This window comes from Kitasatospora sp. NPDC051702 (assembly GCF_040681575.1).
In the GTDB taxonomy this organism is placed as follows: Bacteria; Actinomycetota; Actinomycetes; order Streptomycetales; family Streptomycetaceae; genus Kitasatospora.
In genome coordinates this window covers 48,232-66,396 of record NZ_JBFAZB010000053.1, presented here as the reverse complement: position 1 = coordinate 66,396, position 18,165 = coordinate 48,232, and the positions used below count along the sequence as shown (strand labels likewise).

At 72.6% G+C, this 18,165-nt stretch carries 14 protein-coding genes and 1 pseudogene; 12 read left to right on the top strand and 3 right to left on the bottom strand.

Going from position 1 to position 18,165, the window contains the following annotated elements; genetic code table 11:
* The first annotated feature begins 467 nt into the window (after window positions 1–467).
* The 7 genes from AB0N04_RS32625 to AB0N04_RS32595 all read left to right on the top strand — a co-directional run bounded on the left by AB0N04_RS32625 (window position 468) and on the right by AB0N04_RS32595 (window position 9,518).
* Entirely contained in the window at window positions 468–989 is a 522-nt protein-coding gene (locus AB0N04_RS32625; protein WP_360219004.1) for a universal stress protein, read from the top strand.
* Between the two features lie 88 nt (window positions 990–1,077).
* On the top strand, window positions 1,078–2,538 hold the full coding sequence (locus tag AB0N04_RS32620; RefSeq protein WP_360219001.1) for a PLP-dependent aminotransferase family protein: 1,461 nt from the start codon (window positions 1,078–1,080) through the stop codon (window positions 2,536–2,538).
* 269 nt (window positions 2,539–2,807) lie between these two features.
* Entirely contained in the window at window positions 2,808–3,320 is a 513-nt protein-coding gene (locus AB0N04_RS32615) for a hypothetical protein (RefSeq protein ID WP_360218998.1), read from the top strand.
* Window positions 3,321–3,601: 281 nt separating this feature from the next.
* Window positions 3,602–4,330, top strand: coding sequence for a DUF1963 domain-containing protein (locus AB0N04_RS32610; protein WP_360218995.1), 729 nt, complete (start codon window positions 3,602–3,604; stop codon window positions 4,328–4,330).
* Between the two features lie 89 nt (window positions 4,331–4,419).
* Entirely contained in the window at window positions 4,420–5,403 is a 984-nt protein-coding gene (locus AB0N04_RS32605; protein WP_360218992.1) for a hypothetical protein, read from the top strand.
* A 490-nt stretch (window positions 5,404–5,893) separates the two neighbouring features.
* A complete protein-coding gene (locus tag AB0N04_RS32600) occupies window positions 5,894–7,303 on the top strand; it encodes a family 2B encapsulin nanocompartment shell protein (protein ID WP_360218989.1) in 1,410 nt (469 codons plus the stop codon).
* Between the two features lie 1,444 nt (window positions 7,304–8,747).
* A complete protein-coding gene (locus tag AB0N04_RS32595) occupies window positions 8,748–9,518 on the top strand; it encodes a hypothetical protein (RefSeq protein ID WP_360218986.1) in 771 nt (256 codons plus the stop codon).
* 132 nt (window positions 9,519–9,650) lie between these two features.
* Here the strand turns inward: AB0N04_RS32595 and AB0N04_RS32590 are convergent, their stop codons facing one another.
* A complete protein-coding gene (locus tag AB0N04_RS32590; protein ID WP_360218983.1) occupies window positions 9,651–12,038 on the bottom strand; it encodes a glycosyl hydrolase family 18 protein in 2,388 nt (795 codons plus the stop codon).
* 308 nt (window positions 12,039–12,346) lie between these two features.
* Here AB0N04_RS32590 and AB0N04_RS32585 point away from each other — a divergent pair, with 308 nt between their 5' ends.
* The 5 genes from AB0N04_RS32585 to AB0N04_RS32565 all read left to right on the top strand — a co-directional run bounded on the left by AB0N04_RS32585 (window position 12,347) and on the right by AB0N04_RS32565 (window position 15,454).
* A complete protein-coding gene (locus AB0N04_RS32585) occupies window positions 12,347–13,066 on the top strand; it encodes a class I SAM-dependent methyltransferase (RefSeq protein ID WP_360218980.1) in 720 nt (239 codons plus the stop codon).
* On the top strand, window positions 13,063–13,740 hold the full coding sequence (locus AB0N04_RS32580) for a hypothetical protein (protein ID WP_360218976.1): 678 nt from the start codon (window positions 13,063–13,065) through the stop codon (window positions 13,738–13,740). Before AB0N04_RS32585 ends, AB0N04_RS32580 begins: the two co-directional genes overlap by 4 nt.
* Window positions 13,741–14,011: 271 nt before the next feature.
* Window positions 14,012–14,977, top strand: a complete 966-nt coding sequence (locus tag AB0N04_RS32575; RefSeq protein ID WP_360218973.1) for a replication initiator — start codon at window positions 14,012–14,014, stop codon at window positions 14,975–14,977.
* On the top strand, window positions 14,901–15,248 hold the full coding sequence (locus AB0N04_RS32570; RefSeq protein WP_360218970.1) for a replication initiator: 348 nt from the start codon (window positions 14,901–14,903) through the stop codon (window positions 15,246–15,248). Before AB0N04_RS32575 ends, AB0N04_RS32570 begins: the two co-directional genes overlap by 77 nt.
* Before the next feature lie 23 nt (window positions 15,249–15,271).
* On the top strand, window positions 15,272–15,454 hold the full coding sequence (locus AB0N04_RS32565) for a helix-turn-helix domain-containing protein (RefSeq protein ID WP_360219013.1): 183 nt from the start codon (window positions 15,272–15,274) through the stop codon (window positions 15,452–15,454).
* Between the two features lie 616 nt (window positions 15,455–16,070).
* On the opposite strand, the pseudogene AB0N04_RS32560 reads toward AB0N04_RS32565, so the two are convergent.
* Both AB0N04_RS32560 and AB0N04_RS32555 read right to left on the bottom strand, forming a co-directional pair.
* Window positions 16,071–16,295 (bottom strand): annotated as a pseudogene (locus tag AB0N04_RS32560) (tyrosine-type recombinase/integrase); the annotation flags it as partial.
* A gap of 713 nt (window positions 16,296–17,008) precedes the next feature.
* Window positions 17,009–17,572 (bottom strand): hypothetical protein, encoded by a 564-nt coding sequence (locus AB0N04_RS32555; RefSeq protein WP_360218967.1) that lies wholly within the window; start codon window positions 17,570–17,572, stop codon window positions 17,009–17,011.
* Window positions 17,573–18,165: the final 593 nt, after the last annotated feature.

Below are 18,165 nucleotides of genomic sequence, written 5' to 3'. Positions count from 1 at the left end.
GTCCTTTCGGGGTGTGCGGGCGTGCGGAACCAGGCCCCGGGTGGGGGTGGTGGTTGCGGGGAACGCGTCGCTCGCGCGGTTCGGCACCGGTGGGGGCTCCTGGGCGGTGGGCCCCGGGGGCTGTGTGCTCGGTGCAACGGGTTCGAAGTTACGGGGGTGGTGGTGGGGGTTTCAAGGATTCGAAGGTTTGGGCACGTCAGGGTGCTGTTACCGGTCGTAAGGATCAAGGAATTGGGATGATTTGAAGCCAAATGCCCCATTTTTCAAGATCGAATCGGGCCGGAAAGTGGCCCCGGTCACCCCGGGAGCCGTGTGAGGCCGCGCACATCGTCGACAGCGCGTGACCACCCGCCCCACACCCGGTGCGGAAGCCGCCGCCCGCTCCCGCCGCCCGGGTGGCCCGCACCACAACCCTCACCCGGACCACCCGGCGCCGTCACGCACCGTGGCCGGAATAGCCTCGATCCATGAGCAACGAGAGCGATGCAGAGGACGCGGAGGCCGTCGGCGGCGCCGAGGACCCCGGGGCGGCCGTCGCGCCCGCCGGCTTCGAGCTGGGGACCGACGGCCCCAAGGTGATCCTGGCGGGGCTGGACGGCTCCGACTCCTCCTGGCGCGCCACCGCCTACGCCGCCGGACTCGCCCGCCGGCAGGGCGCCGTCCTCGCGGTCGCCTACGTCCAGCCCGTCCTCGGCGCGGCCACCGCCCTGGCCGGCGCCGCGGTGGAGGAGACCACCCAGGAGATCGCCGAGGAACTGCTCGCGGCCCTGCGCGAGGCCGAGCACCGGGTGCGGGAGGTGTGGCGCGTCGAGTGGCGCTTCCTCACCCTGCGCGGCGACCCCTACACGGGGCTGGCCAAGCTCGCGGACGAGCTGCGGGCCGACGCCGTCGTGGTCGGCACCTCCGAACAGGCCGGCCACCGGGTGATCGGCTCGGTCGCCGTCCGCCTGGTGAAGGCGGGCCGCTGGCCGGTCACCGTCGTCCCCTGAGGCCCTTCGGCGGATGCTCCGCGGGGCTCCACGGGCGGGCCCGGACCGCTCGCGGGGGCCCCGGCGGGTCCGGGTAGGGTGCGTGACCATGACGGAAACGCCGGGCGTGCACCCCACCGGGCCCGCCCACCCGACCGGCAGCGACCTGCACCTCGACCTCCCCGTCACCGGCGGCCGCCGCGCCGCGCTGATGGCGGCCCTGCGCGAGGCGATCCGCAGCGGCCGGCTCGCGCCCGGGACCAGACTCCCGCCGTACCGGGCCCTCGCCGCCGACCTGGGGCTCGCCCGCAACACCGCCGCCGAGGCCTACGCCGAACTGGTCGCCGAAGGCTGGTTGACCGCCCGTCAGGGCTCCGGCACCACCGTCGCCGACCGTGCCGCTCCCGTGCCGCCGGCCGGGGCCCGCCGGCCGCCGGAGCGCTCGGGCCCCGCGCACGACCTGCGCCAGGGGCAGCCCGACGCCGCGTCCTTCCCGCGCACCGGCTGGCTCGCCGCGGCCCGCCGTGCCCTCACCGCGGCGCCCAACGAGGCCTTCGGGCCCGGCGATCCGCAGGGCCGGCGGGAACTGCGCACCGTCCTCGCCGAGTACCTGGCCCGCGCCCGCGGGGTGCGCACCGACCCCGACCGGATCGTGGTCTGCTCAGGCTTCGCCCACGCGCTGCGGCTGCTGTTCTCCGGCCCGGCGGCCGTCCTCCCGCCCGGGGCGAACGGGCCGGTGGCCGTCGAGGCGTACGGACTGGCCTTCCACCACGGGCTGCTGGCCTCCGCCGGAGTCTCCACCGTGCCGCTGTCGATCGACGAGGACGGCGCCGAGGTCGGGGAGCTGGCGCTGCACCCGGAGGTCAGGACGGCCCTGCTCACCCCCGCGCACCAGTTCCCGACCGGGGGCCCGCTGCACGCCGGGCGCCGGGCGGCCGTGGTCGACTGGGCACGCGGGCGCGGCGGGCTCCTCCTGGAGGACGACTACGACGGCGAGTTCCGCTACGACCGGCAGCCGGTCGGCGCCGTCCAGGGCCTGGACCCGGAGCGGGTGGTCTACCTCGGCTCGGTCAGCAAGAGCCTCTCGCCCGCGATCCGGCTCGGCTGGATGGTGCTGCCGGACCACCTGGTCGACCGGGTGCTCTCCGCCAAGGGCGAGCGCGAGGCCTGGGCCAGCGCCCTGGACCAGCTCACCCTCGCCGAGTTCATCGACTCCGGCGGCTACGACCGGCACGTGCGCCGGATGCGCCGCCGCTACCGGGAGCGCCGGGACGAGCTGGTGGCCGCCCTGGCCGCGCGCGCCCCGCACGTCGCGGTCTCCGGGATCGCCGCCGGTCTGCACGCCGTCCTGCGACTGGAGCCCGGCACCGAGCGTTCGGTGCTGGAGGCCGCCGCCCGCCGCGGGCTGGCCCTCGACGGGCTCGCCGACTACCGGCACCCAGGCGCCGGCGCCGGCGCCGAGGCCGTGCCGGCCGGTGACGGGCTGGTCGTCGGCTACGCCACGCCCTCCGACCACGCCTACCCGGCGGCGCTGGCCGCGCTCTGCGACGTCCTGCCGCCGCCCGACTGACCCCGGCCCCCGCGGGAACGCCTCCGGACACGGGCGGCGGGCGGGAGCCGTCGGGAAGTCCGGTCGGGCGGAGCCGTCGGGACGTCGGGTCGGGCGGAGCCGTCGGGACGTCCGGTCGAACGGGCCGGCGAAGCATAGGGCCCCAAAGCGGACGGTGGGGGCGGAACGCGGCAGAGCGGTCCCCGGCGTCCGCCGCCGACTGCTGCGTCGGTACGGATCGGGGCGGAGCGGAGCATCGGAAGCGGTACCGCCCCCTACGCTCCTTGGGCATGCGCAGAACACTTCTGAGCCGTGCCGCCCTCGCGGCGTGCCCGGCCCTCGCCGTCGGTCTGCTCCTCTCCGCCACACCCGCCCAGGCCGACACCCCGCTGCCCTTCACGGCCGTCTCCGATCGGCAGACGACCGTCCGGGGCGGTGAGTTCACGCTCACCCTGACCCTCAGCAACCCGTACGACACGCCGATCCAGTTCGTCTACCAGAGCGTCCAGCCGACCTACCAGACCACCCTGGAGACCGGTCTCAAGTACACCGCGACGGCCTGCGGCACCCAGACCAACGGCTGCAGCGACAACGTCCACGGCGGCATCGCGCGGTACAACGTGCCGCTCGCCCCCGGCGAGAGCAGCAGCTTCACGGTCACCTACAGCGTGGCGCCGGACTCGTCCTGCGGTGATCGGACCCGCATCGACTTCTACTCGTACCTCTACTACGAGTACAAGGGCGGTGAGGCCAACAACTCCGGCATCGTCGGCATCCCGGGCAGCCAGATCGCCTGTTCCTGACGGACCCCCGGCCGTCGCCCGCCCCGCCGCCCGCAGCGGCCCGGCGAGCGCCGTCCCCGCCCCGCAGCGACGGCGCCCGCCGTCGCACCCCCACTGCGCATCCCCCGTTCACCCGTCAGGTGCCGGCCGCCCCCGTACCGGCACCTGACGGGCCGTCCGCGGTGTCGGACCCGGGTGGCAGGCTTGCGCCCATGGCCCAACCGCTGCAACCGTCACCGCCGTCACCGCCTCCACCACCGTCACCGCCGCCCGCCGGTCCGGCCGACGCCCCGGTGCCGCCGATGCCGTACGGCATGTACGCCGCCATCCGCGCGCGGGTGGACGCCCGGACGGCACCGCAGGTCGACCGGCTGCTCCGCCCGTCCCTGGCGCTGACCACGGACGCGGCCGAGGGCACGGCGGCCGGGTGCCTGGGCGGGCTGCCCGCCCTGCCGGACGGCGTCGACTGGCCGGAGCACGCCGGCCGTCCGATGCAGCTCGTCGCCCGGCTGGACTGCGCCGGGCTCGCCGAGGCCTTCCGGGCGGGCGGGGGGAGCCGGCCGCTGCCCGCCGACGGGCTGCTGCTGTTCTTCCACGACGACGGGTTCACCGACTTCGCCGGCCGGGACTGCCGGGTCCTGCACGTCCCCGTGACCGCGCCGACGCGAGCCGCGCCGCCGGAGGGGGCCGTTGCGGTGCTGGCCGAGGCGCCGGTCCGGGCGCGCTGGGCGCTGTCCGCGCCCTCCTACCAGGATCCGGAGCTGGAGCGGCTCTTCCCCGACGACTTCCTGGTCGCCCTCGACCTCGCCCGGGACCTCGCCGACCACCTCGACCGGCCCGACGTCAGGGTCCTCGGCTGGTGCGACACCGACACGGCGCGTTACGACGGGCACCGGCCGCTGCTCCAGGTCGACGCCTGGGCGGCCGGTGCGGCCTGGGGCGAGGCCGTCAACGTCTCCTTCTGGATCCCCGAGGAGGATCTGGCCGCCGGCCGCTTCGACCGGGTCCGTCACGGGGTGGAGGTGGCCTGAGGGGACGCGGGGGCACCCCGGGCCTACGCTGACAGCAGGGGCGCCGCCCCGGGGGCGGCGCCACGGTCACGGACGGTCACAGGCGGGCCATGGCGGCGAAGGCGACCCACGGTTCGGAGCCCCCGGTCGGGGAGCTGCTCCGGTCGATCCGCGCGCACCCGTCCCGGATGGCCGAGCAGCTCGCCGTGTTCGCGGTGCGGCACCGGGGCCCGCGGGCGGCGCGGCACGTCGCCGGCCTCCGGGCCGGGCACCCGGAGGCCTCGCAGGCCGAGCTGGTGGAGGCGGCCGTCGAGCACGCCCGGCGGGTCAGCGTCGGGGAGGGGTCCTTCGTCGGCGGGCCGTTCATCTGGCTGGTGCCGTTCGCCTTCTGCACGGCGCTGCTCGAGCAGGGCCAGCTGATGCTGGAGCTCGCCGCGCTGGCGGGGAAGGACCCGGCGGCCCCGGCCCGGGCCGCCGAGCTGCTGGTGCTGCAGGGGGTCCACCCGGACGTCCCGGCGGCCGAGCGGGCGCTGGCCGGCCTTCCGGCGGCCGACGACGCCGGGGCCGGGCCGCCGAAGAAGGGCGGGCTGAGCGGCCTCGGCGGGCTGCTGTGGCGGATGGCCCGGCTGCTCGGCCTGACCGGCGAGGGCACCGACCCGCCGCCGCCCCGGTGGCGGGTCGCCGCCTCCTGGGCCGCCCTCGGACTGACCCTGCTGGTCGGTATGGTCGTCCCGCTGGTCTGGCTGCCGTACATGGGGGTGTCCTACGCGAAGGCCGCCGACCGGCTGGCCGACCGGGCGGTCGCGTTCCACTTCGGCGGCGCCGGCCGCAACCGCCCGGCGCGGCGGGGGCTTCACCCCGGGGTGCTGGGCGCCACGGTGCAGGCCGTGTTCTCGGTGCTGCTGACGGTCGGCGCGGTGTTCGGGGTGCTGCTGGCGGGCCTGCGGATCGGGGACAGCCGGTGGCCGCTGCTCCTCCTGGTGGTGACGGTGCTGTCCACGGTGGTCGGCGCCCTCTGGTACCGCCGCCACCGGGCCCGCGGCGGCCGCGGCGGGCGGGACGGTCGGGGCGACGGCCGGGGGAGCGGTCGGTAGGCGGCGGGGCGGACGGCAGGACCGCCGGCAGCCCTGCGCAGCGGTGGGCCGGCCCATGCGAGGGGCGGTCGGCCGCCCGGCGGGGGACGGCAACCCGTCCTCCGGTGCGTCGGGTTGACTCCCCGGCACGGCCGCGGGGAGCCGGTGCCCGGTGGTTCGGGTACCGCCGATGGGCCCCGGCGGCACGGGGTTCCCGGCAGCGAACGGATGTTCTCGCGACCTGGGGCCCGATCGCGACGGGAAGGCTCCAGATTCACCCTATCGGGGGGTAGTCGGCCTCCGTGCGGGCCGGGCCGGGCCGTGGTGATCTAGGGTTCCGGATGGGCCACCGGGGAGACGGTGGCGCGATCGCGATGAGCCGCCAACACCCCCACCAGTACGCGGGTCTGATGATTCGTCACGCCCAGAGGCGCCAGGGCGGTCGGTACGGACCTGACCCCGTACGACCCTGACCGCGTGATCCGTACCAGATGAATGGAGACCCCTGCCGATGCCCGTGGACACGAGCCCGGAGACACAGCAGGTCCCGCAGCAGTCCAGCCTCACGACGGCCGCTGCCCGCAACCTCGCCACCACGACCAAGTCCGCCCCGCAGATGCAGGAGATCACCTCCCGCTGGCTGCTCAAGGTGCTTCCCTGGGTCGAGGCCCACGGCGGTGCCTACCGCGTCAACCGTCGGCTCACCTACACCGTGGGCAACGGCGTGGTGGAGTTCATCAAGACCGGTTCCCAGGTCCGGGTGATCCCCGCCGAACTGGGCGAACTCGCCCTGCTGCGCGGCTTCGAGGACGAGGAGGTGCTCACCGCCCTGGCCGACCGCTGCGAGCAGCGCGACTTCGGCCCCGGCGAGGTGCTCGCCACCCAGGGCGACGCGGCGGACCGGATCTTCCTGATCGCCCACGGCAAGATCAACAAGATCGGCACCGGCAAGTACGGCGACGAGACCGTGGTCGGCGTGGCGGGTGACGGTGACCGCTTCGGCGACGACGCCCTGCTCGACCCGGACGCCGTCTGGGACTTCACCGCCACGACCGCCACCGCCGGTGTCGCCCTCACCCTGACGCGGGACGCCTTCGCCGCCATCCGCGACAACGCGCCCAGTCTCCAGGAGCACCTCGCGTCGTTCCTGGCCCTGCCGCAGCAGGCGCAGAACGAGCGCGGCGAGGCCGAGATCGCGATGTCGGCCGGCCACCACGGCGAGTACCAGCTGCCCGGCGCCTTCGTGGACTACGACCTGAGGCCGCGCGAGTACGAGCTGAGCGTCGCGCAGACCATCCTCAAGGTCCACACCCGCGTCGCCGACCTCTACAACCAGCCGATGAACCAGACCGAGCACCAGCTGCGGCTGACCATCGAGGCGCTGCGCGAGCGCCAGGAGTTCGAGCTGGTCAACAACCCCGAGTTCGGCCTGCTCCACAACGCCGACTTCGACCAGCGGATCCAGACCCACTCCGGCCCGCCCACCCCGGACGACCTGGACGAGCTGCTCAACCGCCGCCGCGACCCCGACTACCTGCTCGCCCACCCCAAGGCCATCGCGGCGATCGGCCGCGAGTTCAACGCCCGCGGCCTCTACCCGCACCACGTCGACCTCGGCGGGCAGCAGGTGCCGGCCTGGCGCGGGGTCCCGATCCTGCCCTGCAGCAAGATCCCGATCACCAAGGAGAACACCAGCTCCATCCTGGTGATCCGTACCGGCGAGGACAACCAGGGCGTCATCGGTCTGCACCAGACCGGCCTGCCGGACGAGTACCAGCCGTCGCTGTCGGTCCGCTTCATGGGGATCGACGAGAAGGCGATCATCTCCTACCTGGTCAGCGCCTACTACTCGGCCGCGATCCTGGTGCCGGACGCGGTCGGTGTGCTGGAGAACGTCGAGATCGCCCACCGCCGCCACTGAGGACGGTGCACAACGAGCCGGGGCCGTAACCGGTCGGCTCGAAGATCGTTTGAACTGATGACGGACGGCCCGCCCGGGTGGCGGGCCGTCCGGCTGATCGCGTCCGCTCGGGCCAGGTGGCCCCGGCCCCGTCCGAGCGCGTCGGATCCCGTTCCGTCCCAGGCGACCCGAGAGGTGAGTGGAACCCATGCCGCAGCGCCGGCAGTCCCGACGGATATCGCTCGACGGCGGTGGGGGAGCGGCCCCCGGGCGACGGACCCGACTGGTCGGCGCCGCCGTCGGCGTGGTCGCGATCTGCGCGCTGGTCGGCGGAGCCTCGGCGTCCGGCGCCGAGCACCAGGGCGGGGGGCACCCGCACGGCCCGGTGGTGGACACCTGCGTCTGCGCCGACACGGACGTCTCGGTACAGGTCGGGCCGGGTGCACAGGTCAGCGTCGGCGTGGACGTCGACGTCCAGGTCGGGGTCACCGTAGCCCCGACGGCCGACGCGCGGCACCAGGACCACCGGCCCCCGCACGGGCACCACCCGTGCCGCACCCCGAAGGCCGCGCCCTTACCGGGGACGCCCTCGCCCCGGCCCACCGCGGGATCCCGGCACCAGCCCGGCCGACCGGAGGACTGGGACGACTGGGACGACGGGGACTGGTGGTGGCACCACCACCATCACCACCCGCATCCCTGCCCGACCCCCACGCCGACACCGACCCCGACACCGACCCCGACACCGACCCCGACTCCGAGCCCCACCCGGACGCCGAGCCAGACCCCCACCCCGTCGCCGAGCGTCACACCCAGGCCCTCGCCGCCGCCCAGCCCGACGCCGACTCCGACGCGGACCCCCACGGCCTCCCCGACCCCCTCGACGCCCCCGGCTCCGACGCCGCCGCCCAGCCCGACGCCCGTGCCCACCCCGCCGGCCGCGTCACCCCCGCCGCCACCCGCACCGGCCGTGCCGGCCCCGCCCCCGCCCCCGCCCGCGCCACCCGCGCCCGCGCCGCCGGCCCCACCCGTACCGGTGGTCCCCCGGGTCGACCCGCCGGCCGCGCCGGCCCCCGCCGCGCCGCCGGTCTACCGCGTCCGGGCGGCGAACCCCCCGGCCCCGGTGCAGGCCCACCACAGTGCGCCGCCGACCACCACCATGCTGCTGGTCACCGTGCCCGCCGTCCTGGCGGCCGCCGCGCTGCGGCCGGGTCGCGGCCGAGGCCGTTCCGGGCGGTCCTGACCGGCGTACCGCCGGGGCCGGCCCGTCCGGATCCGTCGGTGCCCGTTCCGGTCCGCTCCGGTTCCTTCCGTCCGGGGCCGCTCCGGACCGGTCCGCTCCACCCGTCGGGGCCGTCCGTTCAGGGCCGTCCGCTCCGGTCCACCCGTTCAGGGCCGTCCCGTGCCCGGTCCGTCCCCGAATCCTCCAGTTCCGTCACGAGCCAAGTCAGAGAAGGGAGTTCCCATGTCCGAATGGGTGGCGTTGGCCATCGCCATGGCGGCGGCCTGTGCCGTCGTGGTCGCCGTGGTGCTGTTGCGGCACCGCCGGGTGGGAGCCGAGAAGAACGCCGACGAGACCCCGGACGTCATCGAGTACATCACGATGATGATCGGCGTGGTCTACGCGATCGTGCTCGGTCTCGCCATCGCGGGTGTCTGGGAGGCGCGCGGCGCCGCCCAGGACGACGTGTTCCAGGAGGCGCAGGCCCTGCAGGAGGTGAGCGACCGGGCGCAGATCTACCCGGCCGAGTTCCGCGACAAGGTCCGCGCCGACGTGGACGCCTACGTCTCGTACGTGGTGAAGGTCGAGTGGGACTACATGCGCGAGAACGGCGAGATCTCCGACAAGGGCACCGAACTGCTGGACAAACTGCGGTCGGACGTCGCCACCCGGACGCCGGCCTCCGAGCTGGAGGCGCAGTCCTACCAGCCGATCATGGACCGGATCAGCCAGGCAGACGCCGCCCGCAACTCCCGCGGACAGAACGCCGGCCCGACCATGCCGGGCGTGGTCTGGTTCGGCCTGATCAGCGGCGCCGTGGTGACCGTCGGCATGCTGTTCGCGCTGCAGATCCGGCGCACCCCGAGGGAGTTGGTCCTAGCGGGGTGCTTCAGCGCGCTGATCGCCTTCCTGTTGTTCATGATCTGGGACTTCGACGACCCGTTCGGCCGAAGCGTCTCGGTGACCACCCAGCCGTTCGTCGACCTCTTCCCGTCCCTCGGGCTGAGCGACTGAACCGCCGCGGGCCGGTCTGGCGCAACCGAGTCGCCCGGGCTGCCCGGGCCCGGTGAGGCGGAGCCGACCCGCCACGGCCGGAGGGCCCGCGCGACCTCCGCGCGGGCCCTCCGCCGTCACCGGTGCCGGACGTCAGCGCAGGCTGGAGTCCAGGGAGTTGAGCATGGTGCCGGAGGCGTCGTCGTTCTCCAGCGAGAAGGCGAACATGCCGCCGAGACCCTTGCTCCTGGCGTAGGCGCCGCGGGCCTGGACGGCCTGCGGGGTGTCGCCCGTCCAGAAGTTGGTGCCGTCGTACACCCAGCTGCTCTCGGTGACCGGGTCCCAGTGGGTGTTCGCGGCGGTCGGGTTGAGCTCCTTCCAGGCGGCCAGTCCGGCCTCCTGGCTCAGCGGCTTGGCGGCCGTCGGGCCCGTCGCGCTCTGGTAGAGCCCGAAGTCGGAGCCGGCCGGGACGCCCGTCCAGCCGCGCCAGTAGAACGGGATGCCCAGGACGATCTTGCCGGCCGGGAACCCGCCGGGGATGCCGTACTCCGGCAGGCCGGTGGTGTACGCGGCGAGCATGGTGTCCACGTTGTACTTGCGGGTGCCCGGGGTGATCGGCGTGGTGGGGTCGGCCGGGCTGTCGTGCAGCGGGTCCTGGTGGTTCGTCGGGCCCTTGGCGTCCCAGGCGCCATGCATGTCGTAGGACATCACGTCGGCGTAGTCGAGGTACGCCCCGATCTTGTCGGTCTCCAGCTGGGCGATCTTGTCCTGGCCGCTGGGCAGCGCCGCGGTCAGCAGGTAGCGCTTGCCCTGGGCGGAGCCGAGGGCGTCCAGCTGGGTGCGGAACTCCTTCAGCAGCAGGGTGAAGTTCTGCTTGTCGGCGGGGGAGTAGTGGTTGCCGGTGTGGCCGCCGGCGGAGGCCGGGTACTCCCAGTCGAGGTCGACGCCGTCGAAGAGGCCCGCCGCCGAGGCGGCGCCGCCGGAGGCGTCACCGGCCACGCCGGTCGGCAGGTTGCCCTTGAGGAACATGTCGACGCAGGAGGAGACGAAGGCCTTCCGGGAGGCGTCGGTGGCGGCCGCGTCGGAGAAGTACTTGGAGTACGTCCAGCCGCCGATCGAGATGGTGAACCGCAGGTTCGGGTACTTGGCCTTCAGCTGGCGCAGCTGGTTGAAGTTCCCCTTGAGCGGCTGCTCCCAGGTGTCGGCGCTGCCGTCCACGCTGGTGCCCGCGTTGTAGTCGGCCTGGTAGTCGGCGTACGCGTCGCCCGCGCCGTCACCGGCGTTGGGGTTGGACTCGTTGGCCGAGTCGGAGGCCTTCACCGCCTGGAAACAGGTGAACCTGGTGGGGTCGATGTTGGCGAACGCGTAGTGGACGACGTCCAGCTTGGCGGCGGCCCCGCTGGTGTCCACGCTCTTCGGGGTGTAGGCGTTCTCGTAGATGCCCCACTGGTCGAAGTAGGCCGAGCGGACCGGCTTCTGGGCGGGGGCGGCCGCGGTCGTGGTGCTCACCGCGGCGGACTGGGCGGAGGCGTGGCCGCCGGAGTAGCCCTGGACGCTGAAGGTGTAGCTCCGGCCGGGCAGCAGCGAGCTGACGGCGACGGAGGTGCCCATCGAGGTGGCGACGAGCTGGCCGTTGGACCACACCTTGTAGGCGACCGGGCCGTCGCCGGACGTCAGCGTGGACGGCTTCCAGGTGAGCACGACGGCGCCGGAGGTGACCTTGCCCACGGCGAGGCCGGTGGGCGTGGTGACCTTGCCGTCCCCGGCCGGGCCGGTGGCCGTGGCCGTCGCGGTGGCCGTCGCGGTGGGGCTGCCGGTGGCGGTGGGGCTGGTGGTCGCCGTCGGGCTGGTCGAGGCGGTGGGGCTGCCGGTCGCGGTCGGGCTGGTGGTCGCCGTCGGGCTGCCGGTGGCGGTGGGGCTGGTCGCCGTCGGGCTGCTCGTGACCGTCGGGCTGGCGGTCGCGGTCGGGCTGCCGGTGGAGGTGGGCCCGGCCGGGCCGGTCAGGGTGAGGTCGTCGGCGTAGTAGGTGCCGGTGCCGTACCAGCCGTGCGTGAATACGCTGACCGAGGTGGTGGCCGCGCCGGTGGTGAAGGTGGTGCTCAGCTGGTTCCAGCCGGTCCCGCCGGGCGTCCAGGTGGAGGCGTTGACGCCGGTGCCGGTGGCGCCGAGGTAGACGTAGCTGCCCTGGACGAAGCCGGACAGCGTGTACGTGGTGTTCGGCTGGACGGCGACGGTCTGCTGGCACTGGGCGGTGTCGGAGGCCCAGGCCGCGCCGCTGAGCGCGTGGCCGCCGCCGTGCACCGGGGTGGTGACGACCGACCCGTTGGTGCAGGTCCAGCCGGCCAGCGTGCCGGTCTCGAAGTCGCCGTTGGCCAGCAGGTTGACGGTCGCGGCCGAGGCCGGGCCGAGGGTCAGGGCGAGCGCGGCGCCGCTGGTGCTGAGCGTCGCGGCGAGGGCGAGGGCGGTGGCCCGTCTGCGCGAGGCGGCCCGGCGGCCGGTGGCCCGCTCGGCGGGCCGTGCGGGCATGACGCGGTCGTGCATGCGGTGTGTCCTCCGGATGTGTGGGGTTTCCGGCGGTGCGTGGCCCGGGTGGGCCGGGGGAGCCGGCCCGGGCGCGGTGGGGGCGCGCGGGCAGGGTGGCGCGGGCTGACGGACGGTGCGCGGGCGCGGCGGGCCGACTGAACCGCTCGCGTCACGACATCACAGATTGGACTGGACCAATATTCGCCGTCAAGGGTGTTCGCTCCCGCCGTCGAGGATGTCCGTCTGCCGGACCGCTCCCGGCCGCCCGGACCCGGGGCGGGTAGGTTGACCGCTACCGAGCAGGCCCGCCGGACGGAGGACTCGCCATGGACAGCAAGGACTGGGACGACCGCTACGCCAGGAGCGAGCTGCTCTGGGGCATCGAGCCCAACCGCTGGGTGGTCCGCGAACTGGCCGACCACCAGCCCGCACACGCCCCTTCCGGCACCCCTTCCGGCGCCCCCGGCCGATCGCTCGGCCACGCGCTCGACCTGGCCGCCGGCGAGGGCCGCAACGCCATCTGGCTGGCGGCCCGGGGCTGGGAGGTCACCGGCCTCGACTTCTCCGCCGTCGCCCTGGAACGCGCCGAACGGCTCACCGCCGACCTGCCCGACGAGGTCGCCGACCGGCTCACCTGGCGGCACGGCGACGCCCGCAGCTTCGACGCCCCCGCCGCCGGCTACGACCTGATCCTGGTCGCCTACCTCCAGCTCCCCGCCGAGGACCGCCGGGCCGCCCTGCGTCACGCCGCCGACGCGCTCGCCCCCGGCGCCACCCTCCTGGTCGTCGGCCACGACCTGAGCAACCTCACCGAGGGCGTCGGCGGCCCGCAGGACCCGGCCGTGCTGTTCACCCCGGAGGACGTCCTCGCCGACCTCGCCGACCGCGGACTGCGCACCGTCCGCGCCGAACGGGTGCACCGGCCGGTCGGCCTCGAACCCGGCCTCGAACCCGGGCACGAGCGCGGGCACGAGCGCGGGCACGAGCGCGAGGGCCGCGGCGTCGCGATCGACGCACTCGTACGGCTGGAACGGGGCACCGCGTGAGCGCGCCCGCCCCGCGGCCCGGGCGCCGCACCCTGCTCACCGGCCTCGCCGCCGCGGCCGCCGCCGGCGCCGTCCCGCCACTGCTGGCCGGCTGCTCCACCGCCGCGGGCCACAAGGCCGGGGAGGCCGCCGCGGCCCGGGCGAGCGACGCGGGCGGCGCCGCCTTCGTGATGATCGTCCGGCACGGCGAGAAACCGGACGGCGACCACCCGGGCCTCGACGAGAACGGCGCCCACGACGGCAAGTCCCTCACCGAACGCGGCTGGGCCCGCGCCAAGGCCCTGCCCACCCTCTTCGACCCGCCCGCCCCCGGCCTGCGCGCCCCGGCCCGGATCCTCGCCGCCGCGGACCGCGGCCCCCTCGCCGGGGCCCACCGGATGCGCCAGACCGTCACCCCGGTGGCCGCCCGCCTCGGACTGACCGTCGACACCACCCACGCCGAGTCCCAGGAGACCGCCCTGGCCACCGCGGCCCTCGCCGGCGCCCAACCCGTGCTGATCAGCTGGGAGCACTCCCGGATCCCCCGCATCATCGAGGCCCTCGGCGCCACCACCAGCGGCGCCCCCACCACCTGGCCCGACCGCTTCGACCTCATCTGGACCCTCACCCGCCCCACCACCGGCCCCTGGACCTTCCACCAACTCCCCCAACACCTCCTCCCCGGCGACACCTGACGCCCCCTCACGACAGGCTCAGAACGGCTTGACCCGTCAAAGCCGGAAAACGTGACCGGAAAGCCGCTCCACGCTGTAGTCGCCCACCATAATTCCTTCAAGGCGCATATGTGACTGATCGCCGTCTACGTAAATGAGTGTCCGGTGGGTCGGAAATTCCAGTTCCACTGGATCGCCATAGGAGTCCGGCTGAGTCACAATCCTCACCACTGTCGGTCCGATGGTGGCCGTCCAGTAGTCGCCGGTATAGTGGCTCTCTCGCTGCTCGAAAGTGCATCCGAGCTGCCGGCCGAAAGTGGCGGCAGTTTCACTCGGCAAATGTGCACGGATCCCGAACAGCGCACGCCGCGATCACGAATCCTCCTTCCGTTCGAGGTCGAGAGCTCGACCGCAGTCGCGCGGTCGAGCGGGAAGATTTCAACTGATCCGGGCCAGCCTGACCGGCGGCAAGAATGTACCGGATACCCTCCGCACGCACCCTCGTGTCTTCGCCGCGCTCACCGCGCCGTTCTTCGGTTCCGTCCACAACCGCCCCACTGGCATGAGCGGGGCCCTCCGGCCGTGCCGCTGCGGCAAGCTCCACGAACCCGCGGACGCGCTGCTCGGCACGCTGCTGGTCCCGAAGACCTACGACTACCCGGGCGCGAAGCTGTTCAACGCCCACGCCGGAGCCTTGTGGGCTCGTTTCACGATCTACCTACGCCGCGAGATCGCCGCCTGTCCCGGCCTGACCCAGAAGCCGGCCCGCGTAGTGCTGCGCGTATCCTTCGCCCAGGTCGCCGAGTACCAGAAGCGCGGCCTGGTCCACTTCCACGCCGTAATCCGTCTCGACGGCCCGGACGGCAGCACCCAACCCCCACCACCGTCCGCCACCGTGACCCTGCTCGCCGACGCCATCCGGGCCGCCGCCGCCCGCGTCTCGATCAGCGTCGTTTCGGACGCGGTCGGGGAACGCGAACTCGCGTGGGGCGAACAGCTCGACGTGCGGGAGATCGCCGCCTTCGGCACCAACTCCGAGCTCACCGATCACGCGGTCGCCGCCTACGTGGCCAAGTACGCCACCAAGTCCGCCGACTCATCCGGCGCTCTCGACCGCGCCCTGTTCTGCCGCCCCTGCCAGGGACGCGGCATGACTCTGGCCACACGCGGAACCCCACTCAGTGCACCGCCTGCGGCGGCACCGGACAGGCCCGCCCGCTGCCCCGCCTCGCCATCGAACGCCATGCACGGCAGATGACATGCTCGGATTCAGGGGCCACTTCCCCACCAAGTCCCGCTGCTACTCCGTCACCCTCGGCGCGCTGCGCGAGGCCCGCCGCACCTGGCGCACCGAACTAGCCCGTGCACACGCCGGCCTGCCCGACCTTGACCCGAGCGCGACCCTCGTCATCAGCCACTGGGCCTACCATGGCTCCGGCTACAGCCCCGGCGTGGAACTCCTCGCCGCCGCTGTGTGGCACCGCAGAGAACTGGCACGGCAGTTCACCGCAGAGGGCGGCCCCTCGTGAGCGCTCTGCTCCCCGGACCGGGCATGAGCGAGGACCTGCTGACGGTTCCCCAGGTCATGGCCCGCCTCCAGCTCGGCCGCTCCGCCGTCTACGACTTGCTCCGCACCCGCCAGCTCGCCTCCATCACCCTCGGCCGTGCCCGCCGCATCCCCACCAACGCGCTCACCGACTTCATCCGCACCCGACTCGAACAGGAAGCCGCCTGATGACCACACCCCGCGACACCCCCGCCTCCCGTCACGTCCGTGCCAACGGCGACGGCACCGTCTACCAGCGCAAAGACGGCCGATGGGAAGCCGCCGCTACGTCCTCGCCCCCCGGCAACACCCGCAAGCGAGTCCGCGTCTACGGCACCACCCGTAAGGAGGCTCTCGCCAAGCTCACCGAGAAGATTGCCACCAGCAACCGCGGAGTCCCCGCCCCCTCCGCGCAGGGCAGCGTCGCCGCGTTCCTCACTTACTGGCTGGAGACCGTCGCCGTCCACCAGCTCCGCGAGACCACCCACACCCGCTACACCGCCTGCGTCAAGCGCGGCCGGCGGTCGGCCTGCGCGTCGGGCTTGCGCCGGGCGTCGATGCCGCGAGCGCAGCACTGGCAGACGGTCCGCAGCCCGTTCAGCCAGCCAGGTGCGCACGTCCTTCGCGGCGAGCTTGGCGAGCTTCTTCTTGCCGAGGCCGGGGATGAGGTAGTCTGCTGCGCCATCGGAAAATGCTGCCGCAAGCACCTCTCACCGCTGACGCTCGCCTACATCCACTCCGTCCTCAAGTCCGCCCTGGAACACGCCGTCCGCGAGGAAGAGATCCCGCGCAACGTCGCCCGCAAGCGGGTGCGCTGGAGGGTGCGGCGGATGCTGGCGGTGCCGGCGTCGAGGTTGAGGTCTTCCCAACGCAGGCCGAGGAGTTCTCCCTTGCGGAGTCCGGTGCGGAGAGCGAGTTCGAACAGTGCGTGGAGGCGGTGGCTCTGTGCGGAGGCGAGGAAGGTGCGGGCCTCGTGGGCGGTGAGGGGGTTGAAGCGGCGTGGGCGGGGAGTGCCGGTGCGGACGCACCGGCGGCCTCACCACCCTGCCGACCAAGACCATCAGCTCGGAACGCCGCATCGCCCTCCCAGCCCCTTGCCTCGCCTCGCTCCGTGCACACCGTGAGCGGCAGGCCCGCGAGAAGCAGCAAGCCGGCGCAGAGTGGGTGAACAACAGCCTCATCTTCACCCGCCCGGACGGCCACCCCATCGAACCCGCCACCCTCACCCGCCACTTCAACGCGCTCCTTCGCCGCTCCAGCCTGCGGGCGATCCGCTTCCACGACCTGCGACACTCCTCCTGGAACAGGGCGTCGAACTCGTCGTCATCAAGGAGCTGCTGGGTCACGCCCACATCGGCGTCACCGCGACGGTATACGCACACGTCCGCCTCCGCCTCCAGCGCGACGCCATCGACCTCCTCAGCCGCGCCCTTCGTGATCGCGCAGAGCCCACCATCCAGCCCGACGACGGCGATGACCCGCCGCTTTGTGCAGCACCCGTCCGCTGACGTTGCCGTCAACTACTGCCGTCAAGACCCCATGAAGCCCTCCCTGGAGCCGATTCAGGGAGGGCTTCATACGTATGCGATCTCAATTCAAGGAAATCCCACGAATCAGGCTTCACCAAGAAGGCAGACAGCTCTAGAACTCCCCATGATGGTCACTCCAACATCATACGCTCGAACCATGAAACTCATGTCAGAACTCCCACTAGCCTAATGAGCGCCGAATTGTAACTTATATTTAGCTACTGATGGACTCAAGCCACCGCCGGGCAGCGCCCCTCTCCTGCAGCGGTGTTCCCGGCCAGCCCGCTTTCCAATCCGCGAGCTCGCGAAGGCCACCGAGCTTCTGGAAGCCGTTCACCAGGACGGTGCCGATCGTGGATTCCCCCGCCGTGCCGCAGACGATAACGTCTCCGGCAAATGACAGCATGGCGAACTCTGGCACACCGAAACTGGTTCCGAGTGCGGCGGCGGAGCCCGCTCCCATGATGTCCCAGGATTCGGCCAGCCTGACGTGTGCCCACCACCAGTCGCCCTCACCCTCATGGACCTCGACGGCGACCAGGAATTCTCGAGCGTCACCGAAAAGCCCGCCTCCGCTGGAAAGCTCGAACCAGCCCTTGTTCGCCTTAGCGACAAAATCCGGAGCATCACTGTTTACGACCGATCTCGGCCATGTCCCAGATGTAGACGTGTATCCCGGAGCCAGAGTGGCAATCGTCGGCGGGATGAGCGGACACTCCGAGTCCATCAGCCCCAGGAAAATCAGGCCGCCGGGAGCGAGTCGCTCAAGGTGCTCCATTGCTTGAACCTTTCTAGAAATTTGCTCGCGTAAATCCACGGATGTACCGACGAAGCAGTGCACGGCACCCCTTGAGGGGTGCCGTGCACTGCTTTCTTTTCTAGCGACTACCAATTATAGAGGTTTGGGGACCCATAGTTGTGCACACCTTGCCTCGTCAGAGGGAAATATGCGATCTGGCCAGTCGTTTGGTTGATCATGATTCTGATCTGGCTTCCCGGTCGACCATTCCAGTAGATCGGCGAATTTATCCAAGAATTCCAAAATCTCCTAGCAGGGCCACTGAGATCGTTCCCCAGAAACCTATCGACACTGCCGTTCGGGTTGAGGCGCGGCGGCATGTTGGGATTCGCGGTCACCATATTCACCAGCTCGTGAGTATCCGGGTGGACCGAGTAGAAGTCTTGGTTCGCCGCGCTCCTAGCCTTGACGACATCGGGGTGATACGGATCGCCCTCGAAGGCGGGAGATACAGAATCGCCGTTGCAGTTGTGCACCAGGACCGGCGTGGTCCCCGCGAGCACATAGTACGTGTGGCACGGCGACCTGCTCTACCTGCTTTTTCGCAGGTCAGCGGCGTTTTGACGGTCCGC